Genomic DNA, 25,218 nt, shown 5'->3' on the forward strand with positions numbered 1-25,218 from the left:
AAGTCGGGCCAAACCAGGAGCAGAAGGACTTGGTTACTTGGTCCCTTCAAGTAACTCGACGAAGTCGAAACAGATCTGACGTTAGGAAGAGCGCCGTTGATCTTGATCTTCCTCCACACGCGATCTGTCTGACACAACCAGATCCCCTGATTTTACGGCCGCTACACCCCAGGTTGCGTAGACACCACAACCGGCTTGCTGTCTCCCCAACCCCCACCCAACGCCCGAATCAGGTTGACCGTGGCCGCCGCCTGCATCCCGCGCAACTGCACATCGGCGCGCCGCGATTGCAAGACCGTGCGCTCGGCGTCGATCACCTCCAGATAGGTCACCGCCCCTTCGTTGTACTGCGCGCGAGACAACTGCGCCGCCCGGGCCGAGGCCTGGACCGCTTCGTTCTGGGTGCGGGTCTGTTCCTGGAAGATGCGCAAGTCCGACAGGCCGTCTTCGACCTCCTGGAACGCCACCAGCACCTGCTGCCGATAGGTCGCGACATTTTCTTCATACACCGCCCGCGCATTGGCCAGGTCGCCCTTGCGTTTGCCGCCGTCGAAGATCGGCAGGTTCAGCGCCGTGCCGGTCAACGGCCCGAGCAAAAAGGTGCGGCTGCTCCATTTGAACAGGCTGCCCAGCGAATCGGACTCAAATCCGCCTGCTCCCGTCAGGGTCAGCGAAGGAAAGAACGCTGCCTTCGCCACGCCAATCCGTGCATTGGCCGCCGCCATGCCGCGCTCGGCAGCGGCGATGTCCGGGCGCCGCTCCAGCAGCGATGAAGGCAAGCCTGCGGGAATGTTCAGGTTCACCGCCGCCAACGGATTGGCTGCAATCGAGAACTCGGCAGGCGCCTTGCCCAGCAGCACCGCCAGGCTGTGCTCCGACGCCGCCCGCAAGCGCTGCACGCCCAGAGCGTCCGATCGTGCCGAAGCCAGTTCCGATTGCGCGCGGGCCAAGTCCAGTTCGCTGATGTCGCCGGACTGATAACGCTGCTCCACCAGTTTCAGCGCCTGTTCACGCAGGGCCACGGCCTCGGCGAACACCTGCAACTGGGCATCGTACTCACGCAGGGCGAAGTAGTTCTGCGCCACATCGGCCTGCAACGCGAGGTGCACCGAGCGAAACAGCGCCTCGCTCTGTTGCAGATCGTCCTTCGCCGCTTCCACGCTGTTGGCGACGCGGCCGAACAGGTCGACCTCGTAGGAAATGCCCGCCTGTGCCCGCCACAGGGTTTGCGCCGGCACGTTGGCGCTGTTGGACAGGCCTTCAGAGGCGCCAGACACCTTCTGCCGGGTCGGGCCGATCCCGGCGTCCAGGGTCGGGAACAACCCTGCGCGAGCAGCCACGTTGAGCGCCCTCGCCTCCTTCAAGCGGGCAGCGGCGGCGGCCAGGTTCTGGTTGGCGCCGGCCGCTTCGAGCTCCAGCGCGTTGAGTTGCGCATCCTTGAACACCACCCACCAGTCGCCACGGGCGATGTCCTCGGCGGGCTCTGCGGTTTTCCACGAACCGGCTTCAGCGGCTGACAGCGCAGTACGCGGCTCCTGCACCCGTTCTTCCTTGTAGGCAGGCGGCATCGATACGCTGGGTTTCAGGTAAGTCGGCGCCAGCGAACAGCCCGCCGTGGCCAGCAACGTTGCCAGCCACACCGATCCGAAGAACAGGCGATTGATTGCGATGAGTTTCATGTCGTTCTCCGGATCAGGCCTGGGCGTGTTCAGACACGCGGGCTTGAACGTGGGTTTGGTTGCCATGGGTGGTGAACGCGGCGTAATCCGAGGTCTCGTGGCTGCCCAGATCGGCGCCCAGGTGCGGATGCCGGCCGTGTTTGTCCTGCAGGTGCTCGACACCGGACAGCTTGCGCAGCAGCACGTAGAACACCGGGGTCAGCAGCAGCCCGAACAGGGTCACGCCGAGCATGCCGAAGAACACCGCAACGCCCATGGCGTGACGCATCTCGGCACCGGCGCCGGTGGAGAACACCAGCGGCACCACGCCCATGATGAAGGCGATGGAGGTCATCAGGATCGGCCGCAGGCGCAAGCGGCTCGCCTCGATGGCCGCCTGCACGACCGTGCGCCCCTGCATCTCCAGCTCGCGGGCGAACTCGACAATCAGGATCGCGTTCTTCGCCGACAGTCCCACCAGCACCATCAGGCCGATCTGGGTGAAGATGTTGTTGTCGCCATCGGTCAGCCACACGCCCAGCAGCGCCGAGAGAATGCTCATCGGCACGATCAGGATGATCGCCAGCGGCAGGGTCAGGCTCTCGTACAGCGCCGCCAGCACCAGGAACACCAGCAGCACGCTGATCGGGAACACCCACAGCGCCGAGTTGCCGGCCAGCACTTGCTGGTAGGTCAGGTCTGTCCACTCGTATTTGATGCCGCGCGGCAGCACTTCCCGGGCGATGCGGTCCACCGCTGCCTGGGCCTGGCCGGACGAATAGCCCGGGGCTGGGCCGCCGTTGATGTCGGCGGCGGTGTAGCCGTTGTAGCGCACGACCATTTCCGGGCCATAGGTGGTGGTCACTTTCACCAGCGACGACAGCGGCACCATCTCGCCCCGCTCGTTGCGCGTCTTGAGCAGGCCGATGCTCTCGGCAGTGGCGCGGAACGGCGCATCAGCTTGGGCACGCACCTGATACACCCGGCCAAAGGCGTTGAAGTCGTTGACGTACATCGACCCCAGGTAGATCTGCAGCGTTTCGAACACTTCAGTCACCGACACGCCCAACTGCTTGGCCTTGACCCGGTCCAGGTCCACGTTCAACTGCGGCATGTTGATCTGGAAGGTCGAGAACGCCGGGCCCAGTTCCGGGGCTTTGGCGGCCGCGGCAAGGAAATCCTGAGTCGCCTTGTTCAGCGCCTCGTAACCCAGCGCGCCACGGTCTTCGAGCATCAGTTTGAACCCGCCCACCGTGCCCAGCCCGACCACAGGCGGCGGTGGGAACACGGCGATCGCCGCGCCCTTGATGCCGGCGTACTTGGCATTGAGCTGCGCAACGATGGCCTGGGCGGACTCCTCCCTGGAGCGGAACTTCGACGGTTCGAGCACCGGGAACACCAGTGCACTGCTCGGTGAATTGGCGAGGCTCACCGAAAGCCCCGGAAACTGCGGCAGGTTTTTCACCCCGGGAATCGCCAGGGCGATATCACCCATTTCATGCACGACCCGGTCGGTGCGATCCAGCGTCGCGCCGCTGGGCAGTTGCGCGATGGCTACCACGTAATCCTTGTCCTGAGCGGGCACGAAGCCGCCGGGCACGATCTTGCCCATCCACACCGCAGCGGCCAGCAGCACGCCGTAGATCGCCAGCATCAGCAGCTTGCGGTTGACCACCCGGCGCACGCCACCGCCGTAGTTTTCCGAGCCGCGATTGAACACACGGTTGAAAGCCGCGAAGAAGCGCCCGAACACCGCGTCCATGATCCGCGTCAGGCGATCCTTCGGCGCGTCGTGGCCCTTGAGCAGCAGTGCCGACAGCGCGGGCGACAGGGTCAGGGAGTTGAACGCCGAGATCACCGTCGAGATCGCGATAGTCATCGCGAACTGCTGGTAGAACTGCCCGGTCAGGCCGGACATGAACGCCAGCGGCACGAACACCGCCACCAGTGTCAGGGCGATGGCGATGATCGGCCCGCTGACTTCCTGCATGGCCTTGTAGGTCGCATCGCGGGGCGAAAGCCCGTCGGCGATGTTGCGCTCGACGTTTTCCACCACCACGATGGCGTCGTCCACCACGATACCAATCGCCAGCACCATGCCGAACAGCGACAGCGCGTTGATGGTGTAGCCAAAGCCCAGCAACAGGGCGAAGGTGCCGACAATCGACACCGGCACTGCCAGCAACGGAATCAGCGAGGCGCGCCAGGTCTGCAGGAACACGATGACCACCAGCACCACCAGGGCGATGGCCTCCAGCAGGGTCTGGATCACCGCGTGGATGCTGTCACGCACGAACTGGGTCGGGTCGTACTTGATGCCGTAGTCCACGCCTTCGGGCATGTCCTGCTTGATCTCTTCCATGACCTTGCGCACGTCATCGGAGATCTGCAGCGAGTTGGCGCCGGGCTGCTGGAAGATGATCATCTGCACCGCCGGCTTGTTGTCCAGCAGCGCGCGCAGGGTGTATTCGGAAGCTGCCATCTCCACCCGCGCCACGTCGGACAGGCGCGTCACCGCCCCGCCGCTGCTCTTGAGGATGATGTCGCGGAACTCCTGCTCGGTCTTCAGCCGGCCCTGGGCGTTGACGCTCAGTTGCAGCGGCACATTGGTCAGCATCGGCGCGCCGCCGACGATCCCGGCCGCCACCTGCACGTTCTGCTCGCGAATGGCTTTCACCACATCGGCGGCGGTCAGGTTCAGGCGCGCGACCTTCTGCGGGTCGAGCCAGATGCGCATCGAGTAGTCACCCGAGCCCCACATCACCACCTCGCCCACCCCGGGAATCCGCGCCAGGCGGTCCTTGACGTTGATCAGCGCGTAGTTGCGCAGGTAGGTCAGGTCGTAACGCTGGCCGGGCGAAAGAATGCTCACGCCCATGGTCAGGGTCGGCGACGACTTGACGGTGGTCACGCCCAGGCGCTGCACGTCTTCGGGCAGGCGCGGCAACGCTTGGGCCACGCGGTTCTGCACGAACTGCTGGGCCTTGTCCGGGTCGGTGCCCAGCTTGAAGGTCACGGTGGTGGTCAGCTTGCCGTCACTGTTGGCCAGCGACTGCATGTAGAGCATGTCTTCAACGCCGTTGATCTGCTCTTCGATGGGCGAGGCCACCGTCTCAGCGATCACCTTGGGGTTGGCGCCCGGGTACTCCGCGCGCACCACCACCGAAGGCGGCACCACTTCGGGGTATTCAGCGGTGGGCAGTTGGGTCAGCGCAATGAGCCCGGCCAGCAGGATCAGCACCGACAGCACGCCGGCGAAGATCGGCCGGTCAATGAAAAATCGGGAAATGTTCATCTCAGTCACCCCTTAAGCCGAAGGTTTGCCGGCGCGGTTCACGCCGGCCATGTCCACCGGATTGGCCTGCACGGTCTCGTCGGGGCGCGCGCGTTGTATGCCGTTGACGATCACGCGATCCCCGGCCTTGAGGCCCGAGGTGACGACGCGCAGCCCTTCGAACAGATTGCCCAGGGTGACTTCGCGGTACTGCACGCGGTCATCCTGGGTCAGCGCCAGTACATATTTCTTCGCCTGGTCGGTGCCGATCGCCGAGTCATCCACCAGCACGGCTTCGTGGGGCGAACCGCCGCCCACCTGAATCCGCGCATACAGCCCCGGCAGCAGCGCGCCGTTGGCGTTGTCGAAACGCGCCCGCACACGGATGGTGCCGGACTGCGTGTCCAGGCGATTGTCGATGGAGTCGACCACGCCCTTGCGCGAGTAGCCCGCCTCGTCGGCCAGCCCCAGCGACACCGGCGCACTGCTGCCGGCGGCGCGATTGAGGTAGCGCAGGTAGGTCTGCTCATCGACATCGAACGCGGCGTAGATCGGCGACACCGACACCAGGGTGGTCAGCACCGGCGCCGTGCCCGGGGTCACGACGTTGCCGACGGTCAGTTCGGCGCGCGACACCCGGCCCGACACAGGCGCGCTGATCTGCGTGTACGACAGGTTGACCCGGGCTGCGTCCAGCGCCGCCCTGGCGACCTTGACGCTGGCCTGGGCTTCGCGAGCAGCGTTCTGCTTCTCGTCGAAGTCGCGCCGGGCAATCGCGTTCTGCTCGATCAGGCGCTGGCCGCGGGCCGCGTCGGTGGCGGTGTAGGCCGCGCGGGATTCGGCGGCGGCCAGTTGCCCGGCGGCACGCTCCACCTCGGCCAGATACGGGCGCTGGTCAAGGGTGAACAGCAGATCCCCCTTGGCGACCCTGGCGCCGTCCTTGAAGTGCACGGCAGTGATGGTCCCGGGCACCAGCGGGCGAATGTCGACGTGGTCGACCGCCTCCAGCCGGCCCGAGTAGTCCTGCCACTCGCTGATGGTCTTGACCAGCACAGTGGCCACATCGACTTCGGTTTTCGGCGCCGGGACGGCTTGTGCGGCCTGGGCACTGGCGACCGGCTGGAAATGATCGCCATATTTCACGGCGACTCCGACGCTGCCGGCCACCAAGAGCGCGCTTATCGCGGCGGATAGCCGTTTACGGTTGGCGTTCATGTTTGTCTCCTGCGGATTGACGGATATACGAAATGCACGGATCGAAGGCGCAGCCATGCCCGTCGCGCATTCCGGGAATGTCGAGGGATACGTCTGGCTCAAGGGGTGAAACATCCGGCGCCGAGCGCGCCGTACTGAAAAGACCTGCGCGGGTTAGAAGAGAATTTCTGCCGAGAGCGCACCGATGTATTCATCGGTGATCCCGCGCTCGCTCAACGCGCAGCACAGCTTGTGAACGTAGTCGGCGTTGCTGCCCATCGGCCCTTCGGCGGTGGCGATGCAATGGGCAACCTCCTCGACACTGGCGTCCTGCCGGTACAACGGATGGCCGGGCAACGCGACAAACACCAGTGCATCGACGTGCCTGCCATCGTCAAGCTCGACGTCCAGCCACATCGGTCGGTAGGCGCCGGTGGGCATCTCGCGGACCCACAGCAGAATCAGCTCGTCCTGGGCCACTTCTTCGGTCAGCCGATAGGCGATGCCTTCGGTCGAGCCACCCGGTTCAAGCGCCAGCATCCGCCCCGGTTTCAAAGGTGTGGCGCGGCCAGCGATGATTTCCATGCAAAAGCTGCGGTGCCAGCCGTGCAGCACGGCGCCTTGGTGGGCGGCGAAGTTGAGCAGCGGATTCCAGATCAGCGAGCCGTAGGCAAATACCCAGATGTCGCCAGCCGAGGGCCGCGCTGCCAGGGTCTGGTCCATTGACTGGGCGATGCGTTCCAGGGTCCAGGCCATCTCGGCCGGAACATCGGCGAAGTTCTCAAGGTATGCGCCTGAGGTGATCAAGTGTTTGGTCAACATTGCCCGTGCCTCGGTGTCGGGAATCCATGGACCCATGATGATCGGTGCGCGGGGCTGGATAAACAGCGCGGGGTGAGACGGTTAGTCGCCGTTGTGGCGACAATGGATGATTGAGTCACCAAAGAACTAAAGCGAACGCTCCGTAGCAGCACGGCTTGCCGGCGGTCTGTCGCGTAGCGGCAGCAATTCAAACGACTTGACCGTGTCAGACACACCGCGTGTGGAGGGAGATCAAAAGCGCTCTTCCTAACGTCAGACCCGTTTCGACTTCGTCGAGTTACTTGGAAAAGACCCCCAAGTAACCAAGGGGTCCTGCTCCTGGTTTGGCCCTCCTGCGTCGGGTTCCCTCTCTCCGGTCCCGCTCCGTGGGCCCGGCGCGAAGGGCCATCCATGGCCCAACGCGCCTCTCGCGGCATCCATGCCGCTCGACCCACTCCGCGAGACCTCCGTTCGGCCTGCACCCAAGTCGCGATTTGTGGTGTTTGTGAGATTTGCGTACGAAGATCAAAAGCTAAATCAAAAGCGATCGGCTAGCACCGCCCCCTTAGCAGCACGGCTTGCCGGCGGTCTGGCGCGAAGCGGCAGCAAATCCTGTGTACGCGGTCTGCCTGGCAGGGCCTGGATAAACGGTTTTGCTGCCGCTTCGCGCCAGATCGCGAGCAAGCTGCGCTCCCACGGCCTCCGGCCAGAAGCAGATCACGAACACCACGAAAACGCGCTTTTGATTTGGCTTTTGAGCTTCGTGTGCAGATCCCACAAACGACACAAATCGCGACTTGGGTGCAGGCTGAATGGAGGTCTTGCGTAGTGGGCCAAGCGGCATGGATGCCGCGCGAGGCGCGGGGCCATGGATGGCCCATTCGCGCCGGGCCCACGGAGCGAGACCGGAATGAAGGGACCCGACGCAGGAGGGCCAAACCAGGAGCAGGACACCTTGGTTACTTGGGTGTCTTTTCCAAGTAACTCGACGAAGTCGAAACAGGTCTGACGTTAGGAAGAGCGCCTTTGATCTTGATCTTGATCTTCCTACACACGACCTGTCTGACACGGCCAAGTCGTTTAAATTAGCCGCCGCTCCGGAATAACTGTCTCCACAGCAGCGACAGACCGTCTCCAAACCCGCCATTTATCAATCCTAACGCCACGTTCAGACTGCAATCACTGGCCCGATTCAACGGTCCACTCAACCCAAGGTGACTGCCGCCATGAAACTCTACATCGCCAACCAGACTTGCTCCCAGGCCGTACAAATCATCGCCAACGAACTGGGCCTGACCCCGGAACTGGTGCACTACGACGTGTTCAACAGAACCACCTCCAACGACGACAACTTCGCCGCTGTGAACCCGCTGCTCTACGTTCCGGCGCTGATCCTGGACAACGGCGAAGACGTCATTTCGGAAACCATCGTGGTCACCTCCTACCTCGCCGACCAATATCCGCAAGCCGGTCTGATCCCCGCCCACGGCACGCTGGAACGGGTGAAGTTCGACCAGCTGCTGACCTTCACCGCCACCGAAATCGCCCAGAAACACATCCCGCTGATGCGCAAACTGCTGACCGAGGAAGGCACCGCCTGGACCCGCGCCAAGCTGGTCGCCGCCTACGCCACACTGAACGCGCGCCTGGCTGACGGGCGCAAATTCCTCACTGGCGATACCTTCACCGTGGCCGATGCCTACGTGTTCGCCACCTGGTGGAGCGAGCGCTCGGGCGCCGAGATCGGCCATCTGCAGAACCTGATGGCCTACAAGGCACGGATCGACGCCCTGCCCTCGGTGCAGAAGGCGCTGGCCGAAGAAGCCGAACTGTTCGCCGCACACAACGCCCGCAACAACGGCTGATCGCCGATCCAAAAAAAGGCCGCGATGATCGCGGCCTTTTCATTTGCCCGGCTGCCACTCGCTTCAGGCCGACAACGGCGCCACAAAGCGCCGATAGAACTCTTCAGTGGCCAGGTTCTTGTCCTTGGCCTCAAACATGATGTCGAAGCGCTCCAGAAACTGCAGCGCGTAGGTGTTGGTCCAGTCATTCCACATGCGGTCGCTGTGCAGGTAGAGGTCGCGCTTGTTGACCACCTTCAGCAGCTCTTCCATTTCCAGCTTGCGCTCGGGCGTGAAACCCAGCGCCTGCAGGCTTTCCGGTGGTTGCGAGTAATGCATCACCGGCCGTACGCCGCGCCAGCTGTCGATGATCTGCGCAACGCGGGGGTCGTCGGGGGAGATGTACCGGCTTTCGTGAATCCAGCAATGGTGGATGTCCAGTACCACCGGCGCGAGATCGGCCAGTTGCAGGCAGTCATCGACGCCGTAGGTTTTTTCGTCGTTTTCCAGAGTGATGCAGTTGCGCGCCACCTCCGACAGGCGGGGCCAGACATGGCGCACGCCCTCGGCGCCGAGCTTGCCGGCGATGTGCACGTTGCATTTGAAATCCTGAAAGCGCCTGCCGTAGCCCATCATGCGGATCATGTCGGCGTGGTACTCGAATTCGGCCAGGCTGTTTTCCACCACCTCGGGGCGATCGGAGCCCAGTACGCAGAACTGCCCGGGGTGGAACGACAGGCGGATGTCGGCCTTGCGCGCCGCGTCGCCGATGCCGGCGAACAGCTGCTCAAGCCGGGTGGCGACAGCCGGGTCGCGGTAGAAATCCAGCACCTTGGGATGGCTGTAGAACGGCAGCAGATCGCTGCTCAGGCGCAGCATGCGACGGCCCTGGGGCAGTTGCGCCACATAGCCGAGCAGGCGGATCTGCGCAGCCAGGTTGTGCTCGACGATTTCCAGCAGTTTCGCTCGCGCCACCTGCACGGTGACGCTGTCCATCCAGCGCAGGGTGGTGGTGCGCGGGTTGTAGTCGCCTTCAATCGCCTTCAGTTCCTTGAGCGACAACGCGCGCTCGGGGTGGCGATACATGCAGGCAAAACCGATGCGGGGGGTGTTCACGATGTTTCCTCGAATGGGCGTCAACGCCGGTGGCTCACTGTGGGATGGACAGCTGGCCGGCCCGGCGAGTTCGCTTGTTTACCACGCATGCACGCACCGTTCACCCCTTGCACAGCCGAGGACGGCGCGAGCACACTGGCGAGCGATCAAAACCTTGCGCTCATCGAGCCACTGAAAGGACTGAACCATGACAACCAAGACCCAAACCGCCCTGCTCGCCGGCGGCTGCTTCTGGGGCATGCAGGATTTGCTGCGTCGCTACCCGGGCGTGCTGTCCACCCGCGTCGGCTACTCGGGGGGCGACGTTGAAAACGCCACCTACCGCAACCACGGCACCCACGCCGAAGCCATCGAGATCGTCTTCGATCCCGAGACCATCAGCTATCGCAAGATCCTTGAATTCTTCTTCCAGATCCACGACCCGTCCACCGCCAACCGTCAGGGCAACGACATCGGCCTGAGCTATCGTTCGGCAATTTTCTACTTCGACGACGAGCAGAAACACGTCGCCGAAGAGACCGTCAAAGACGTCGACGCCTCAGGATTGTGGCCCGGCAAGGTAGTGACCGAAATCGCCCCGGCCGGCGCCTTCTGGCAGGCCGAGCCTGAGCATCAGGATTATCTGGAGCGCATTCCCAACGGCTACACCTGCCACTTCATCCGGCCGAACTGGGTGCTGCCGACCCGCGCCTGACCGCCTTGACGACCTTGAAAGCGATCAGTGACAGACCAGCCCGTCGCTGATCTTCATGCTGTCGACCAGATACGCATTGCTGTGCAGGTCCCAAGCCTTGGATTGCCCGCCTTCCGCTTGCCAGGCCCGCAGCCCGGCCTGGACCAGACGCAAACTTCTGGCATCGGCCCGAGCGAGGTAGACCCGCGCGTCGCTGCTGGCCTCCAGGGTTTGTGGCAACAGGCGGTAGAAACGCCAGTCAGGGGTCTGCAGCAGGCTGCTGAGCACCGTGCGTTCGTCGGCAAGAAAGGCACAGTCACCGGCGAGAAATGCCGTGGCGGCGCGAATGCCGGAGGCGTAGGTCTGCACCTGGGCGTGCTGTTTTTGCAGTGCGTGAATCCACGGGCTGCCGAACGCCACGCAGACGCTCTGCCCTTCGATGCGGCTTTGCGGCGCGTTGCGCAGGCTGACCAGCGCGCCGTGTTCGAAGGCGTCCGGCACGCTGCGCAACGACGCGCGCTGTTTTTCCAGCCCCGGGATGTCGAGGCTGCCAGCGATCACCGCGTCTACCTGGCCGCTGTGCAGATAGCCGCCGACATCCTGTGCGGCGAGCCCGACCAGCTGTACCTTCAAGCCCAGCTGACGGCCCAGCGCCTGGGCCAGCTCGCTGTCCAGTTCATCGGGCTCGGACACCAGCGCTTCGCTGCTGTAGGTCGGCCGCGGGTAGCTGCGCACGCCGACCCGCAATACCTGCCGCTCCAGGGCCGCTTCCAGCACCGGCCCGGGCCTCTGTTCGGCGGCATCGAGCATCGGCAGCAGCCACACCGCGCACACCGCCGCGCCACCGATCAGCACCGCCAGGCTGTAGCGAATCCAGCCACCTTCAACGAAGGCGGCTGGCTTTCGATGTAGGCGTTTAGCCGGCATGTTTGAGCCCACGGCGCCAGCGGGTGAAACGCCGCTCCAGCAAGGCCAGGAGGAAGTTCAGCGCCAGCCCTACTACCGCCAGCAGCAGAATGCCTGCGTACATGCTCGGGATCTGGAACACCTCTTGGGAGTTCAGCGTCAGGAAGCCCAGCCCCGAGTGCGCACCGATCATCTCCGCCGCCACCAGCGCGGTGATGCAGTAGGCCCCCGCCAGCCGCACGCCGGTGAAAATCGACGGCGCCGCCGAGGGCAGGACAATCTTCAGAAACAGGAACCGTCGGTTGGCGCCCATGGACAACGCCGAGTTGATCAACAGATTGTCGACCTGCTTCACCCCGGTGATGGTACTGAGCAGGATCGGCCAGAAGGACGCCCAGAAAATGATCGCGACCTTGGACAACTCGCCGATCCCCAGAAACAGGATAAACACCGGAAACAGCGCCAATGCCGAGGTCTGGCGGAAGAACTGCAGCAATGGATCGAGAATCCGCTCCAGCCGTGCGAACCAGCCCATCAGCAGGCCCAGCGTGATGCCGGTGACGATCGCCAGCGCCAGCCCTGCCAACGAGCGCACCAGGCTCGCCTGCAAATGCTTGATCAGCGCACCGTTGCCGGCCATGTCGGCAATGGCCGCCAGCACTTCTGACGGTGGGCTCAGGTAGCCGGGGTTGACGATGCCCAGACGCGGCAGCGCTTCCCACAGGGCGAGAAAAGCAACGATGCCGATGGAGCTGTCGACCACGCGGCGGGAAATTCGCTTGATGCTCATGCTCACACTCCGATCCGATAGCCGCTGCTCAGGGCAAGCTGCTGCCAGCTGCGTTCGAGCGGTTTGGCGGGCAGTTCGAGGTCGCTCGCCGCAGCGCCGCCCATGGCTTCACGCAGCGACAGCCAGGCGCGCTGGCGCAGGTGCACGAAGTCATGGCTGTTGCGCACTTCGGGCAAACGCGGGCGCGGCAGGTCGATGTCGATGATTTCCTTGATCCGCCCGGGGCGCGGGGTCATGACCGCCACCCGGTCGGAGAGGAAAATCGCCTCGTCGAGGCTGTGGGTGATGAACACGATGGTTTTCTTGTGCAGGCTCCAGATGCGCAGCAGTTCGTCCTGCAGGGTTTCGCGGGTTTGCGCGTCCAGTGCCGCGAAGGGCTCGTCCATCAACAGCACGTCGGGCTTGTAGACCAGCGAGCGGGCGATGGCCACGCGCTGACGCATGCCACCAGAGAGTTCGTGGGGGTAGCGCGAGGCGAAGCCGTTCAGGCCGACCAGATCCAGATACTCCCGCGCCTGCTCGCGCCGTTCTGCCTTGCCGACACCACGGATTTCCAGGCCCACGGCAATGTTGTCGAGCACCGTGCGCCACGGCAACAGTGCATAGCCCTGAAACACCACGCCCTGATTGCGGTTGATGCCTTGCAGCGGCTGGCCGTCGATATTCAGGGTGCCGCCGCTTTTCTGCGCAAGGCCCGCGAGGATGTTCAGGTAGGTGGATTTGCCGCAGCCCGACGGGCCGAGAATGGACAGAAACTCGCCCTCGCGTACGTCGAGGTTGAAATCCTTGAGCACCTCGACCCGCTCGCGGTTGCCCGCTTCGTCCTGGGCCTGGTATTCCATGTGAAGGCCGGATGTTGAAATTTTGTGCACTGCCGCTCCTGTTGAATAATTGCCGCATCCACACCACCGCGTAGCAGTCCGGCTCGCCGGCGGTTGCGGTGTGTCAGAAGACACATCTGTGATTGACAGAATGCTCGCGCGAGCAAGCTCGGCTGCTACGGGGCCGATGTCATGGCCAAATCCGGCAGCCCCCTCCGATCCGTAGCAGCCGGGCTTGCCCGCGGGGCGGTAGATCAGGCGCCATCGTGTTGTCAGGCGCATCGCGGCCGCCGGCAAGCCGGACTGCTACGGGTTCAGGCCGTGCTTTTGGCCAGCACATTGAACTCATTGGTATAAACATCCTTCACCGCCACCGCCCCCGGCTTGATCTTCTTCTCGTTCTGCAGGATGTCGATGTAGTACTGGATCGGCGGTTCGGTGACGACCAGATCGTCGATGTAGGCGTAGCGCTCGACCAGTTCCAGCGGCGTGCCGATGCGCTGCGATACGATCTTGCGGGCTTCGTCCGGGTTGGCGTTGACCCAGTTGGCAGCCTTGGCGATGGCACTGACGAAATCCTGGGTGGCCTCGGGGTTTTCCCGGATGAACTTGCCGTAGCCGCTGTACGGCGCCATGCCGCCCAGGCCCTTGTCCAGGTCGTAGTCACTCCACAGCTTGCGCAGCTCGGGGTTGTGCTCGGCGCCGCCGGAGGCCGGTGGATGGATGATCGCGATGTCGATGTTGCGCGTGACCAGGGTCTGCTCGCCCTGGTTGTCCGGCACCACCACCCAGTTGATCTTGTCGACGTCCACCTGATGCTCGCGCAGGTACTTCTTGGTCACGAACTCGGCACAGGCGCCGAAGCTGTTGAAGCCGACGGTTTTGCCTTCCATGTCCTTGGGCGTGAAGATCCCCGAGTCGGCGCGTACGAAGTACTTCATGTGCGGCGCCTCTTGCAGCGTCTTGCCGCCGGCGGCGACCACTTTCAAATCCAGGCCGCTGGCAATCGCCGAGATCACAAGTGGCACCATGCGCGTACCGAAATCGATCTCGCCGGTGCCCACCAGCGGAATGATCTGTGGCGCGGCAATCTTGCCAATGTAGTTGGGCCGGGTGCGGGTGCCTTCGAAGTAACCCAGCGAGTCGGCCAGGTACACCAGGTCGAACGATGGGTTGTCCGGGTACTTGAAACTGACCACCTGATCGGAGCGTTTTTTGATTACGGCGGGCGCGCTGCTAGCGGTCTTTTCCGGCTTGTCGCAACCGGGCAGCAGCAAGCCTGCCGCCCCCGCTGCGCCCAGCAGCGCGACCTGTTTGATGAACGTTCTGCGGCTGTTGATTTCCTGCATCGCTGATTTTCCTGAAAGTGAATGACGGCCCCAGAACGCCGGCGCAGGTCAGACCCGCGACTGACGACCGAAGAACGGATGGCTCGGGTCGTTGTAGCCGGGGGTCGAGGAATGCCCGGTGACCACCAGATCGTCGATGAAGGCTTCGTCTTCGGCGGTGAAGCGGTACTCCAGCGCCGGCAGGTAGTCGTCCCATTGCGCTTCGGTGCGGGGCCCGGCGATGGCCGAGGTGATCAGGCGGTTGTTCAGCACCCAGGCCAGGGCGAACTGACCACTGCTGATGCCTCGCGCCTGGGCGTGGTCCTTGATGCGCTGAGCCAGGTTCAGCGATTCGGGGCGCCACTCGGTTTGTTGCAGACGCGGGTCGTTGCGCCCGGCGCGGGTGTCGCTGGGGGCCGGTTGATCGGGCAGGTATTTGCCGGTCAGCACGCCTCGGGCCAGCGGGCTGTAGGAGACCACGCCGATCCCGTAGTAATCGGCAGCCGGCAGGTGCTCGACTTCGATCTGCCGGTTGGCCAGGTTGTACAGCGGCTGGCTCGCCGCCGGACGCTCGACGCCCAGCAGGTCGGCAGCGCGGCTGAATTCGGCGAGCTTCCAGCCGCGATGGTTGGACAGGCCGTAGCTGCGAATTTTGCCGGCGCGGATCAGGTCGGACAGCGCACGCACGGTTTCTTCCACCGGGGTGTCCGGGTCTTCGCGGTGCAGGTAGAACAGATCGATGTAATCAGTGTTCAGGCGCTTGAGGCTGGCGTCCACCGAAGCGATCACGTTGTTGCGCGATGCGCCACGGTTGTTGGGGCCTGCGCCACTGGGGTCAGGGTTGACGAACTTGGTCGCCAACACCCACTGCTGGCGACGCTGGGCGATCAGCCGTCCCACCACTTGCTCGGAGGCGCCTGCGTTGTAGCCGTTGGCGGTGTCGATGAAGTTCACGCCCTGCTCGAAGGCTTTGTCGGTAATGCGCCTGGCTACACTTTCATCGGTTTGCCCGCCAAACATCATGGTGCCCAGGGTCAGGGGCGAAACTTTGATTCCGTGACGACCCAACGGGCGATAGTCGATAGCGCTCATGGCCACTCCGCATGCAATTGATTAATTAATAAACGGCTGAAACGAACTGACGGCGACAATAAAGATCGACCGGCAAACTCGTCAATTAAGCGTCTATAACGTTTTAAACTAATGTTATTCCGGAGTTGTTTTTCGTTCTCAAAATTGCTCCCACTGGCAAGCCATGCTGCTACGACTATCGGCCCCATACACTATGCACAATCACACTCCGTAGCAGCACGGCTTGCCGGCGGGACGAACTTGAGATCGCTGCCGCCGGCAAGCCGGACTATTACGGGACGCCAAATGAAAGAATAAAGTGTTGCTCCAACAACAGTGGATAAACACAAGTCACGAAACAGGCGCACGTACAAACCCAACTATGCAAGCCCTATTGCATTCAACACTTATTATTTCCGGCACTTTTCATTGAAACGCCAACTAACGGCACACCCCTTGCACTTACTCTTTCACGCCACATCGAAGGAGTGTTTCTTTTGTCCTTATTGCCCTCGCCTCTGGATTATCCCGACAGCCCGTTATCCCGCGCATTCGCTCAACCTCTGATGCTGGGCCTGTTCCTGCCTGTGCAATCGGGCGGCTGGAGCCCTTCGGCGTTGCCTCGTGGCACGGACTGGACCTTCGACTACAACAAGCAGCTGACCCTGCGCGCCGAGGCACTGGGGTTCGATCTGGTCTTCGCCCTGGCTGAATGGCTGGGCAAAGGTGGCTACGGCGGTGAGATCGGCTATCACGACAAATCGCTGGACGCCTTCATCACCCAGGCAGCGCTGGCATCGGTCACCGAGCGCATCCTGCTGATTTCCACCCTGCACGTGCTGTACGGCCCCTGGCATCCGCTGCACCTGGCCAAGTTCGGCGCCACGCTGGACCACATCAGCAACGGCCGCTGGGGCCTGAACCTGGTGACCGGCCACCGCCATCGCGAGCATCGGCGCTTCGGCCATGAACCGATCGAGCATGACCAGCGCTACCAGCAGGCCGACGAGTTCATCCGCGCCGTGCAGCAACTGTGGGCGAGCAACGAAAACGTCGACTTCAACGGCGACTACTACCGGCTGCAGGAAGCCTACAGCAGCGTCAAGCCGCGCTTCGGCCGCCCGGTGTTGGTCAACGCCACTGGCTCCAGCGCCGGGATCGACTTCGCCGCGCGGCATTCGGACATCGTCTTCACCACCAGCCCCGGCAGCGCCGAAATCGAAGACGCGTTGAGCAAGTTGCCCGAGCACCTGCAACGCATCAAACGCGCGGCGCAAAGCCACGGTCGGCAGATCCGCACACTGATCAACCCGCTGGTGATCTGCCGCGACAGCGACGCCGAGGCCTGGGAACACCACGCCGCGATCACCGCTGCGGGCGACCCGGGTGCGCTTGAAGGGCATGTGCGCGAAGCCAGCGACGCCCACGCCTGGCGCGGGCACAAGGCCGATCAGCGTTATGTCGGCGGCAACATCCAGCTGGTCGGCAGCCCCGAAACGGTGGTGCGCGACATCCTGCGCCTGAAACAGGCCGGGATCGACGGCATTCAACTGAGCTTTTTCGACTTCGTTCCCGACCTGGAACAGTTTGGCGAGCGTGTCTTGCCACTGCTGCACCAGGCCGGTCTGCGCCTCTGAGACTTTGATCAGGAAACCCGCCCATGCCTTTTTCCCGTCGTCAGTTCATTCAAGGTCTGTCTGCCCTGCCCCTGCTCGGTGCCAGCGTGCCGTTTCTGCCCAATGCCCTCGCGGCAGCCACCGAGCAGGCAATTACCGGCCGGCGCATCTTCAACCTGCTGGTCAACCCCGAACCGCCTTCGCTCAGCTCGTTCAACACCACCGCCGGAACCACCATCACCGCCAGCAGCAAAGTGCTCGAAGGCCTGTTGAGTTACGACGAGAAGCTCGCGCCGCAACCGGCGCTGGCCACCGCCTGGGAAGCAGCCCCAGACGGCCTGAGTTATCGCTTCACGTTGCGTCAGGGCGTGAAGTGGCACGACGGCCAGCCGTTCACCTCTGAGGATGTGGCGTTTTCCCTGGACCTGATCAAGCGTTTCCACCCGCGTGGCGGCGGCACCTTCGCCAACCTGTCGAGCGTCGAGACGCCCGACACTCATACCGCCATCGTGCGCCTGAGCAAACCGGCGCCGTACCTGATCCGCGGCTTTGCCGCCGGGGAAACGCCGATCCTACCCAAGCATCTTTATGCCAGCGGCGACCCGCTGAGCAACCCGCACAACAACGCACCGGTGGGCACCGGCCCCTATCGGTTCAAGCAGTGGCAGCGCGGCAGCTTCATCGAGTACGAGCGCAACCCCGATTACTGGGATGCCGGGCATCCGGGGGTCGATACGCTGTTTCTGAAGGTGATTCCTGACTCGGCGGCGCGCCTGGCGGCGTTCGAGAATGGCAGCCTCGACGCTGGCGGCCAGAGCCCGGTGCCACTGAGCGATCTGGCCCGCATCACCGCCAACGGCAAGCTGAAATTCACCACGCGAGGGTACGCCTACAGCATCACCCCGACCATGCTCGAGTTCAATCTGGACAACCCGCTGCTGGCCCGCCACGAAGTGCGCCAGGCGATCGCCCATGCACTGGATCGCGAGGTGATCCGCAAGGTGGTGTACTACGGCTACGCCGATGTCAGCGTTTCGCCGATTCCGAAAAGCTTCCCTCAGTACTACTACGACGGGCCGGCCCCTTACCCCTTTGACATTGCCAAAGCCAACGCCCTGCTGGATCAGGCTGGCCTTGCGAAGAAGGGCAACTCGCGTTTCAGCCTGACCCTCGACCCGCTGCCCTACGGGGACAGCTACGCGCGCACCGCCACTTACATCCGCTCGGCACTGGCGCGGATCGGCATCGATGTGCAATTGCGCGCGCAGGACTTCCCCACCTACATCAAGCGCATCTACACCGACCGCGATTACGACTTCGCCGTGGTCGGCATGGGCACCACCTTCGACCCGACGGTGGGCGTGCAGCGCCTGTTCTGGTCGAAGAACTTCCGCAAGGGCGTGCCGTTCACCAATGGCACCCATTACAACAACCCCGAGGTCGACCGGCTGCTGGAAAGCGCTGCGGTGGAGACCGACGAAGCCAAGCGCGGCGAGCTGTTCAAGGCGTTCCAGAAGATCGTTATCGAAGAGTTGCCGAGCATCACGTTGGTCATGCAGCAGCAGGTGACGGTATTCAACGCCCGTGTTTCGGGATTCGAGGCAGACGGCAACGGGCTGGACGGCAGCCTGGCCGACGTCAGCGTCACCGGCGAGGCGATTGCCCATGGCTGACCAGCGCCTGCTGCGCCTGACCCGGCGCACGCTGTGGCAGGCGGTGCCCACCATGCTCGGGATCGTGCTGCTGAACTTTCTGTTGCTGCGCTTGATTCCCGGCGACGCAGTGGATGTGCTGGCCAGTGAGTCGGGCGGTGCGACGGTCGCGACCCTGGCGCAGTGGCGCAGCCATTTCGGCCTGGACCTGAGCCTGGGCCAGCAGTTGCTTGCCTATCTGGGCCACTTGGCGCAGTTGGATCTGGGGGTTTCTCCGCGCTTCAACGTGCCGGTGCTCAGCCTGATTCTCGACCGCCTGCCCAACACCCTGTTGCTGATGGTCAGCTCCCTGGGGCTGGCGCTGGTGGTGGGCATCGGCGCGGGTGCGGTGATGGCCAGCAAGGTCGGGCGCTGGCTGGACCGGGTGCTGTCGCTGGCGGTGCTGGTGCTGTACTCCACCCCCGGTTTCTGGATCGGCCTGATGGCGGTGGTGCTGTTCTCCGTGACCCTGGGCTGGCTGCCCAGTGACGGTATCGCCACGCTCGGGCTGGATCTTTCCGGTGGCGACTGGCTGCTGGACCGCATCAAGCATGTGCTGCTGCCGGTGCTGACCCTGTCTTCGTTCTACATCGCGCTGTACGCCCGGCTGACCCGCGCCTCGATGCTGGAGGTGCAACGGCTGGACTTCGTGCGCACCGCCAGGGCCAAGGGATTGAGCCCGGCGCGGGTCGCGATCCGCCACGTGTTGCGCAACGCCCTGCTGCCGGTCACCACCCTGGCAGGGCTGCATTTCGCCGCGCTGCTGGGCGGCGCGGCGGTCACCGAAACCCTGTTCGGCTGGCCGGGCCTGGGGCGCCTGACCCTCGATGCCGTGCTGTCGCGCGATTACAACCTGCTGCTGGGGATTCTGTTGCTGTCCTCGATGCTGGTGGTCGTGGTCAACGTGAGCATGGACCTGTTGCAGGCCTGGCTCGATCCGCGGATTCGAGTGGATTGAATGCGCCGGTCTCACCTTGAAATGACCTTTTTGAACACCGCCTCGCAACTGTGGGAGCCGGCTTGCTGGCGAATGCGGTGGATCTGCACGAGATGCGGCGCCTGACGCACCGCATTCGCCAGCAAGCCGGCTCCCACAGGTTTGTTGTTCAACCCGTGCCCCCCAGATGAGTGAGGTTTCAATGTCGACGATTGCTTTTCCAACCCCGCGCAACGGGCACAGCGAATCGCTGTGGGGTGCGCTGCGGCGTAATCCGGCGGCGCTGACCGGGGCCGCGATTCTGCTGCTGACGTTGTTCATGGCGCTGAGCGCCGGATATTTCTTCCCTGGCGATCCGCTGGACATGGTCGCGGCTCCCTTGCTCTGGCCCGGCAACGACCCGGCATTTCCATTGGGCACCGACTCTCTGGGGCGCGATGTCGCTGCCGGCATCGCCCACGGCGCTCGCGCTTCACTGCTGATCGCCCTCTACGGCACGCTGATCAGCGTGCTGATCGGCGTCACCGTCGGCGCTCTGGCCGGTTACCACGGCGGGCGCCTGGACGATGTCCTGACCCGCCTCTGCGAGGTCTTCCAGACCGTGCCGTCGTTCCTGCTGGTGATCGTCATCGTCGCCATCGGCACACCGACCGTGAACATCATCGCCCTGGCCATCGGCGTGTCTTCGTGGCCCACCATCGCCCGACTGATTCGCGCCGAATTCCGCACCCTGCGCGAGGCCGATTTCGTCACCGCCGCCCGTAGCCAGGGCTTCAGCAACCGCACGGTGATTCTCGAAGAAATCCTGCCCAACGCCTTGGCGCCGCTGGTGGTCACCGCGTCGATTCTGGTGGCTTCGGCGATTCTGATCGAGGCAGGGCTAGCGTTTCTCGGCATGAGCGACCCGAACATCGCCAGCTGGGGCGCGATGATCGGCAGCGGCCGCGAACAGATCGCCAGCGCCTGGTACCTCACCGCCCTGCCCGGTGTCGCGATCATCGCCGTGGTGCTGGCGTTCAATCTGTTGGGGGACGGGCTCAACGATGCCTTGAACCCGCGCCTGCGCCGGTACTTGCCATGAGCCTGCTCGACGTACGCGGATTGCGCGTGAACTATCAGGGCGTCGAAGCCGTGAAGGGCTTGGATTTCACCCTCGACGCAGGCGAAACCCTGGCGCTGGTGGGCGAATCAGGCTGCGGCAAATCCACCACGGCACTGGCGCTGTTGCGCCTGCTGCCGGAACACGCACGCCTCTCGGGCCAGGTGCTGTTCGAAGGCCGCGACTTGCTGCAACTGTCGGCGCGACAAATGCGCCAAGTACAAGGCAGCGCGCTGGGCATGGTGTTTCAGGAGCCGCTGTCGAGCCTCAACCCGGTGCTGACGCTGGGTGAGCAGCTCACTGAAACCCTGCTGACCCACACCGACCTCACCCGGCGCCAGGTGCTCAAGCGCGCCGAAGAACTGTTCGGCCTGGTCAAGCTGCCGCGCCCGGCTGCGCACCTGCGCGAATACCCGCAGCACCTGTCGGGCGGTCAGCGGCAGCGGGTGATGATCGCCATGGCCATCGCCTGCGAACCACGCCTGCTGATCGCCGACGAGCCGACCACAGCGCTGGACGTGTGCGTGCAATCGCAGATCCTTGAATTGCTTGACTCGCTGCGCCGGGAACTGCGCATGGGGCTTTTGCTGATCACCCATGACCTGGGCGTGGTCCGGCAACAGGCCGACCGGGTGATCATCATGCACGACGGTCAGGCACTGGAGCACCGGCCCAATGCCGAGCTGTTCCAGCATCCATCTCATCCTTACACCCGCGGCCTGCTCAACGCCTCGCTGGGCCGGGATCACGACCAGCATTACCTGCACCAGCGCCTGCCGGAGATTCAGGTCACCCGCCAGAGCGGCCAGCCCAACCAATACAAGGTCAGCAGTGCTCATTACGGACCAGGCAAGGCGCCACGCCCTGCCGCCCGCGACACTGCACCGCTGTTACAGGTGCAGGATTTGAGTTTGGGCTATGGCCAGCGTGAGGTGGTCAGTGGGCTGTCGTTCGACATTCACCCCAGAGAAACCGTCGGCCTGGTTGGCGAATCGGGTTGCGGCAAATCGACCCTGAGCAAGGCGCTGCTGGGCCTGATCGAACCTCGCCAAGGCAGGATCGCCTTCGCCGGGCGTGACATCGCGCAACTCACGGCCGTCGAGCGTCTGGCCTGGCACGGCCAGTTGCAGATGGTCTTTCAGGATCCCTATGCCGCACTCAACCCCCGGCACAGCGTCGAGACCATTCTGGACCGCGTACAACGCCTGCACGGCCAGGACGATGCCGGCCTGCGCCGCCGCGCCCGCGAACAGATGCTCGATGCCGTGGGGCTTGCGCGCAACAGTCTGGAGCGCTTGCCCCATCAATTTTCCGGCGGCCAGCGTCAGCGCATCGGCATCGCTCGGGCGTTGATCGTCAAACCGAAACTGGTGATCTGTGACGAGCCGGTCTCGGCGCTGGATGTGTCCACCCAGGCGCAGATTCTCAACCTGTTGGTGGAGCTGCGCGAGGCGTTCGACCTCTCCTACCTGTTCATCTCCCATGACCTGTCGGTGGTGCGTTATTTCTCCGATCGCGTGCTGGTGATGCATGACGCGCGCATCGTCGAACAGGCCACCCCGCAAACGCTCTGGCATAGCCCCCAACACAGTTACACCCAGCGCTTGCTGGCGGCCATCCCCGGCAGCCGCGAGGTTTCCATTCCCTTGAGCCGCAGCCTGTCATTCGCAGTCGCCTGCTGACCCGCCCATACAAGGAGCAACCCCATGAGCAAACGTCCCGACACCCTGAAACTCGGCCTGTTCCTGCGCGCCACCGGGCACCACATCGCCGCCTGGCGCGACACCGGCTCGCAGGCCGACGCGGGCATCCGAGTGAGTCATTTCATTGAGCTGGCGCGCAAGGCCGAAGAGGCCGGTTTCGACACGCTGTTTCTGGCCGACAGCGTTTCGGTGCGCAGCATCGATGCCCCGACCTTCGACCGGGTGATCGCCCCCAGCCTGAGTTTCGAGCCACTGACGCTGCTCTCGGCACTGGCCGCCGTGACCTCGTGCATCGGTCTGGTGGCGACCGCCAGCACCAGTTACAGCGAGCCCTACAATCTGGCGCGGCAGTTCGCTTCGCTGGACCAGATCAGCGGCGGCCGGGTGGGATGGAACCTGGTCACCAGCAGCGATCCGGATGCGGCCAAGAACTTCGGCGGCGCGTCCGAGGGCAATCAGGCGGCCCATGCCGATCGCTACAGCCGCGCGCGGGAATTTCATCAGGTGGTCGACAAGCTGTGGGACAGCTGGGAAGACGACACGCTGTTGCTGGACAAGGAAAAGGGCCTGTTTCTCGACCGCAGCAAACTGCACCTGGCTGACCATCACGGCGAGCACTTCAACGTGCGCGGCCCGCTCAACGTACTGCGCTCGCCACAAGGCAAGCCAGTGCTGGTGCAGGCCGGCGCCTCGGAGGACGGTCGCGCACTGGCGGCTGCCACTGCCGAAGCCATCTTCGCCGCGCACCAGAGCCTGGCCGACGCCCAGGCGTTCTACAGCGATATCAAGTCCCGCGCCGCGGTGCTGGGTCGCAAGCCTGAGCACATCAAGATCCTGCCTGGCGTCACGATCTTCACCGCACCGACCAGCGAGGAGGCGCATGCCAAGCATCAGCGCCTGCAGAATCTGGTGCATCCGCAGGTGGGCCTGAGCCTGCTGTCGGGGCTGTTGGGCGGCGTCGACCTTTCTCATCTGCCGCTCGATGGCCCGCTGCCGCAGGACCTGCCCGTCAGCAACGCCTCGAAAAGCCGTCAGCAGTTGATCCTGCAACTGGCCGCCGAGGGCCTGAGCATTCGCGAGCTGTACCTGCGCCTGGCCGGCGCGCGTGGGCACTGGACGCTGGTGGGCTCGCCCACGGAAGTGGTCGACCAGTTGCAGGCCTGGTTCGAAGGTTACGGCGCCGATGGTTTCAACATCCTGCCGCCGACCTATCCCGAAGGCCTGGACGACTTCATCGGCCTGATCCTGCCCGAACTCAAGCGCCGGGGCCTGGTGCCCGAGAACGGCCCCACCGGCAACACCCTGCGCGAGCGTCTGGGCCTGCCCTACCCCGCACACCCGGCGACGCTGCGCCGTGCAAATACCGTTGCCATCTGAACTGACCGAAACCTTACTCAAGGATTGTTTGCCATGACACATCAAATCGACGCCGCCTGGGGCGCAGGCCCTTCGGACCGTTACGAAGCACTGGCCGAGCGTTTTCGCCCGCTGTTCGCCACCCTGCGCGAAGGCGCCATTGCCCGCGAGCTGGAGCGTCGCCTGCCGTTCGAAGAGATCCAGCAGCTCAAGGCTGCGGGTTTCACTGCGCTGCGCGTGCCTGAAGAATACGGCGGCGCCGGGGTGAGCATCCCGGAGCTGACCAACCTGCTGATCGAACTGGGCGAAGCCGATTCCAACCTGGTGCAGTCGCTGCGCGGCCATCTGGGCTTCACCGAGAGCATTCTCAACAGCCCTGACGAGGCACGCCGCGCCCTGTGGCTGGAGCGTCTTGGGCGGGGTGAAATCGTCGGCCCGGCCATCGGCGAGATTGGCCAGACGCCTCAGGCGCAACTGAATTCACGCCTGTATCTGGATGGCGAGCAATGGCGCATCGACGGCAGCAAGTTCTACACCACTGGCAGCCTGTACAGCGATTGGGTCGACGTTGCCGTCAGCGACCACAACGGTGAGCGGGTGTTCGTCACCGTGCGCCGCGATGCCGAAGGGGTCGAAGTGGTGGATGACTGGAACGGCTTCGGCCAGACCCTGACCGCCAGCGGCACCGCGCATTTTCGCAAGGTGGCGGTGGATGCGCGGCACATCAACAGCGAAGAACGCTTTGGCTATTCGCCGGCGTTTTTCCAGATCATCCACCTGGCGAACCTGGCGGGCATCGGCCGCGCGCTGACCGGCGAAGTCGCGGCGGCGGTCGGCAAGCGCACCCGCAGTTTCAGCAACGGCAACGCCACGCGGGTGGCCCAGGATCCGCAGGTGCTGCAGGTGGTGGGCAGCCTGCGCGCCGCGGCCTACAGCGCGGGCGCCATCGTGCTGAAAAACGCCGAAGCCATCGAACGTGCGTATCAGGCCCGGTTCGCCACCGACGGTGAGGTGCGACTGCAGGCGGTGAACATCGCCGAGCTTGAAATCGCCCAGTCGCAGACCATCGTCAGCGACCTGATCATCGACGCCGCCTCGCGCATGTTCGACGCGGTCAGCGCCTCGGCCACCTTGCGCCCGCAAGGCCTGGACCGCTTCTGGCGCAACGCCCGCACCCTGGCCTCGCACAACCCGCGCATCTACAAGGACCGCATCGTCGGCGACTTCGCCGTCAACGGCACCCCGCCGCCGGCGCAGTGGAAGATTGGGGTGGCTTGAGTATCGATATCGCCCCCGGCTTGCCGGCGGGTCTGCCTCTGCCACGTAGCAGCGCGGCTTGC

At 64.0% G+C, this 25,218-nt stretch carries 20 protein-coding genes; 9 read left to right on the plus strand and 11 right to left on the minus strand.

All coding sequences use genetic code 11. The features are described from left to right. Positions 1–161 precede the first annotated feature (161 nt). The 4 genes from AC1MEK_RS00005 to AC1MEK_RS00020 form a co-directional block, all read right to left on the minus strand. The gene (locus AC1MEK_RS00005; RefSeq protein WP_480394201.1) at positions 162–1,679 is read right to left on the minus strand and encodes an efflux transporter outer membrane subunit; all 1,518 of its coding nucleotides are present in this window, start codon (positions 1,677–1,679) and stop codon (positions 162–164) included. A gap of 13 nt (positions 1,680–1,692) precedes the next feature. Then, positions 1,693–4,953: an efflux RND transporter permease subunit gene (locus AC1MEK_RS00010; RefSeq protein WP_480394202.1), complete on the minus strand. Its 3,261-nt coding sequence runs from the start codon at positions 4,951–4,953 to the stop codon at positions 1,693–1,695. A gap of 12 nt (positions 4,954–4,965) precedes the next feature. Further along, the gene (locus AC1MEK_RS00015; protein WP_480394203.1) at positions 4,966–6,147 is read right to left on the minus strand and encodes an efflux RND transporter periplasmic adaptor subunit; all 1,182 of its coding nucleotides are present in this window, start codon (positions 6,145–6,147) and stop codon (positions 4,966–4,968) included. Positions 6,148–6,300: 153 nt separating this feature from the next. After that, the gene (locus tag AC1MEK_RS00020) at positions 6,301–6,948 is read right to left on the minus strand and encodes a gamma-glutamylcyclotransferase (RefSeq protein ID WP_480394204.1); all 648 of its coding nucleotides are present in this window, start codon (positions 6,946–6,948) and stop codon (positions 6,301–6,303) included. A gap of 1,205 nt (positions 6,949–8,153) precedes the next feature. Between AC1MEK_RS00020 and AC1MEK_RS00025 the strand changes: the two genes are divergently transcribed. Next, the gene (locus AC1MEK_RS00025) at positions 8,154–8,792 is read left to right on the plus strand and encodes a glutathione S-transferase family protein (protein WP_480394205.1); all 639 of its coding nucleotides are present in this window, start codon (positions 8,154–8,156) and stop codon (positions 8,790–8,792) included. Between the two features lie 63 nt (positions 8,793–8,855). On the opposite strand, the gene uvsE is transcribed toward AC1MEK_RS00025, so the two are convergent. Next, complete coding sequence (gene uvsE, locus AC1MEK_RS00030; protein WP_480394761.1) at positions 8,856–9,857, minus strand: UV DNA damage repair endonuclease UvsE; 1,002 nt, start codon at positions 9,855–9,857, stop codon at positions 8,856–8,858. Positions 9,858–10,074: 217 nt separating this feature from the next. On the opposite strand from uvsE, the gene msrA reads away from it, so the two are divergent. Next, positions 10,075–10,581 carry a peptide-methionine (S)-S-oxide reductase MsrA gene (gene msrA, locus AC1MEK_RS00035; RefSeq protein WP_480394206.1) on the plus strand — a complete coding sequence of 169 codons (507 nt, stop codon included), beginning with the start codon at positions 10,075–10,077 and terminating at the stop codon, positions 10,579–10,581. Positions 10,582–10,605: 24 nt separating this feature from the next. Here the strand turns inward: msrA and AC1MEK_RS00040 are convergent, their stop codons facing one another. From AC1MEK_RS00040 to AC1MEK_RS00060, 5 genes are all read right to left on the minus strand, one after another. Next, on the minus strand, positions 10,606–11,487 hold the full coding sequence (locus AC1MEK_RS00040; RefSeq protein WP_480394207.1) for a type 2 periplasmic-binding domain-containing protein: 882 nt from the start codon (positions 11,485–11,487) through the stop codon (positions 10,606–10,608). Next, positions 11,477–12,256, minus strand: coding sequence for an ABC transporter permease (locus AC1MEK_RS00045; RefSeq protein ID WP_480394208.1), 780 nt, complete (start codon positions 12,254–12,256; stop codon positions 11,477–11,479). Before AC1MEK_RS00045 ends, AC1MEK_RS00040 begins: the two co-directional genes overlap by 11 nt. A 2-nt stretch (positions 12,257–12,258) precedes the next feature. Continuing rightward, entirely contained in the window at positions 12,259–13,128 is an 870-nt protein-coding gene (locus AC1MEK_RS00050) for an ABC transporter ATP-binding protein (protein ID WP_480394209.1), read from the minus strand. 263 nt (positions 13,129–13,391) lie between these two features. After that, positions 13,392–14,426 carry an ABC transporter substrate-binding protein gene (locus AC1MEK_RS00055; RefSeq protein WP_480394210.1) on the minus strand — a complete coding sequence of 345 codons (1,035 nt, stop codon included), beginning with the start codon at positions 14,424–14,426 and terminating at the stop codon, positions 13,392–13,394. Between the two features lie 48 nt (positions 14,427–14,474). Continuing rightward, entirely contained in the window at positions 14,475–15,497 is a 1,023-nt protein-coding gene (locus tag AC1MEK_RS00060) for an aldo/keto reductase (RefSeq protein WP_480394211.1), read from the minus strand. A 467-nt stretch (positions 15,498–15,964) separates the two neighbouring features. On the opposite strand from AC1MEK_RS00060, the gene AC1MEK_RS00065 reads away from it, so the two are divergent. Genes AC1MEK_RS00065 through AC1MEK_RS00075 form a run of 3 tightly spaced genes read left to right on the plus strand, consistent with a single transcriptional unit; the run spans position 15,965 to position 19,741 of the window. Beyond that, positions 15,965–17,113, plus strand: a complete 1,149-nt coding sequence (locus tag AC1MEK_RS00065; protein ID WP_480394212.1) for an LLM class flavin-dependent oxidoreductase — start codon at positions 15,965–15,967, stop codon at positions 17,111–17,113. A 23-nt stretch (positions 17,114–17,136) separates the two neighbouring features. Then, positions 17,137–18,765: an ABC transporter substrate-binding protein gene (locus tag AC1MEK_RS00070; protein WP_480394213.1), complete on the plus strand. Its 1,629-nt coding sequence runs from the start codon at positions 17,137–17,139 to the stop codon at positions 18,763–18,765. Then, complete coding sequence (locus AC1MEK_RS00075) at positions 18,758–19,741, plus strand: ABC transporter permease (RefSeq protein WP_480394214.1); 984 nt, start codon at positions 18,758–18,760, stop codon at positions 19,739–19,741. The genes AC1MEK_RS00070 and AC1MEK_RS00075 overlap by 8 nt, the downstream gene beginning before the upstream one ends. An 11-nt stretch (positions 19,742–19,752) precedes the next feature. Here the strand turns inward: AC1MEK_RS00075 and AC1MEK_RS00080 are convergent, their stop codons facing one another. Continuing rightward, positions 19,753–19,893 (minus strand): hypothetical protein, encoded by a 141-nt coding sequence (locus AC1MEK_RS00080; RefSeq protein ID WP_480394215.1) that lies wholly within the window; start codon positions 19,891–19,893, stop codon positions 19,753–19,755. A gap of 29 nt (positions 19,894–19,922) precedes the next feature. Between AC1MEK_RS00080 and AC1MEK_RS00085 the strand changes: the two genes are divergently transcribed. Genes AC1MEK_RS00085 through AC1MEK_RS00100 form a run of 4 tightly spaced genes read left to right on the plus strand, consistent with a single transcriptional unit; the run spans position 19,923 to position 25,156 of the window. After that, positions 19,923–20,801 carry an ABC transporter permease gene (locus tag AC1MEK_RS00085; RefSeq protein WP_480394216.1) on the plus strand — a complete coding sequence of 293 codons (879 nt, stop codon included), beginning with the start codon at positions 19,923–19,925 and terminating at the stop codon, positions 20,799–20,801. Continuing rightward, complete coding sequence (locus AC1MEK_RS00090; protein WP_480394217.1) at positions 20,798–22,501, plus strand: dipeptide ABC transporter ATP-binding protein; 1,704 nt, start codon at positions 20,798–20,800, stop codon at positions 22,499–22,501. Before AC1MEK_RS00085 ends, AC1MEK_RS00090 begins: the two co-directional genes overlap by 4 nt. Positions 22,502–22,525: 24 nt before the next feature. After that, positions 22,526–23,899 (plus strand): LLM class flavin-dependent oxidoreductase, encoded by a 1,374-nt coding sequence (locus AC1MEK_RS00095; RefSeq protein WP_480394218.1) that lies wholly within the window; start codon positions 22,526–22,528, stop codon positions 23,897–23,899. 33 nt (positions 23,900–23,932) lie between these two features. Further along, complete coding sequence (locus AC1MEK_RS00100) at positions 23,933–25,156, plus strand: acyl-CoA dehydrogenase family protein (RefSeq protein WP_480394219.1); 1,224 nt, start codon at positions 23,933–23,935, stop codon at positions 25,154–25,156. The last annotated feature ends 62 nt before the right edge of the window (positions 25,157–25,218 follow it).

The organism is Pseudomonas sp. 2, assembly GCF_056627435.1.

Bases quoted from the DNA above. Each gene is read 5' to 3' on its own strand.
- AC1MEK_RS00005 (WP_480394201.1), bottom strand. From the start codon at position 1,679: ATGAAACTCATCGCAATCAATCGCCTGTTCTTCGGATCGGTGTGGCTG.
- AC1MEK_RS00010 (WP_480394202.1), bottom strand. From the start codon at position 4,953: ATGAACATTTCCCGATTTTTCATTGACCGGCCGATCTTCGCCGGCGTG.
- AC1MEK_RS00015 (WP_480394203.1), bottom strand. From the start codon at position 6,147: ATGAACGCCAACCGTAAACGGCTATCCGCCGCGATAAGCGCGCTCTTG.
- AC1MEK_RS00020 (WP_480394204.1), bottom strand. From the start codon at position 6,948: ATGTTGACCAAACACTTGATCACCTCAGGCGCATACCTTGAGAACTTC.
- AC1MEK_RS00025 (WP_480394205.1), top strand. From the start codon at position 8,154: ATGAAACTCTACATCGCCAACCAGACTTGCTCCCAGGCCGTACAAATC.
- uvsE (WP_480394761.1), bottom strand. From the start codon at position 9,857: ATGTATCGCCACCCCGAGCGCGCGTTGTCGCTCAAGGAACTGAAGGCG.
- msrA (WP_480394206.1), top strand. From the start codon at position 10,075: ATGACAACCAAGACCCAAACCGCCCTGCTCGCCGGCGGCTGCTTCTGG.
- AC1MEK_RS00040 (WP_480394207.1), bottom strand. From the start codon at position 11,487: ATGCCGGCTAAACGCCTACATCGAAAGCCAGCCGCCTTCGTTGAAGGT.
- AC1MEK_RS00045 (WP_480394208.1), bottom strand. From the start codon at position 12,256: ATGAGCATCAAGCGAATTTCCCGCCGCGTGGTCGACAGCTCCATCGGC.
- AC1MEK_RS00055 (WP_480394210.1), bottom strand. From the start codon at position 14,426: ATGCAGGAAATCAACAGCCGCAGAACGTTCATCAAACAGGTCGCGCTG.
- AC1MEK_RS00060 (WP_480394211.1), bottom strand. From the start codon at position 15,497: ATGAGCGCTATCGACTATCGCCCGTTGGGTCGTCACGGAATCAAAGTT.
- AC1MEK_RS00070 (WP_480394213.1), top strand. From the start codon at position 17,137: ATGCCTTTTTCCCGTCGTCAGTTCATTCAAGGTCTGTCTGCCCTGCCC.
- AC1MEK_RS00075 (WP_480394214.1), top strand. From the start codon at position 18,758: ATGGCTGACCAGCGCCTGCTGCGCCTGACCCGGCGCACGCTGTGGCAG.
- AC1MEK_RS00085 (WP_480394216.1), top strand. From the start codon at position 19,923: ATGTCGACGATTGCTTTTCCAACCCCGCGCAACGGGCACAGCGAATCG.
- AC1MEK_RS00090 (WP_480394217.1), top strand. From the start codon at position 20,798: ATGAGCCTGCTCGACGTACGCGGATTGCGCGTGAACTATCAGGGCGTC.
- AC1MEK_RS00095 (WP_480394218.1), top strand. From the start codon at position 22,526: ATGAGCAAACGTCCCGACACCCTGAAACTCGGCCTGTTCCTGCGCGCC.
- AC1MEK_RS00100 (WP_480394219.1), top strand. From the start codon at position 23,933: ATGACACATCAAATCGACGCCGCCTGGGGCGCAGGCCCTTCGGACCGT.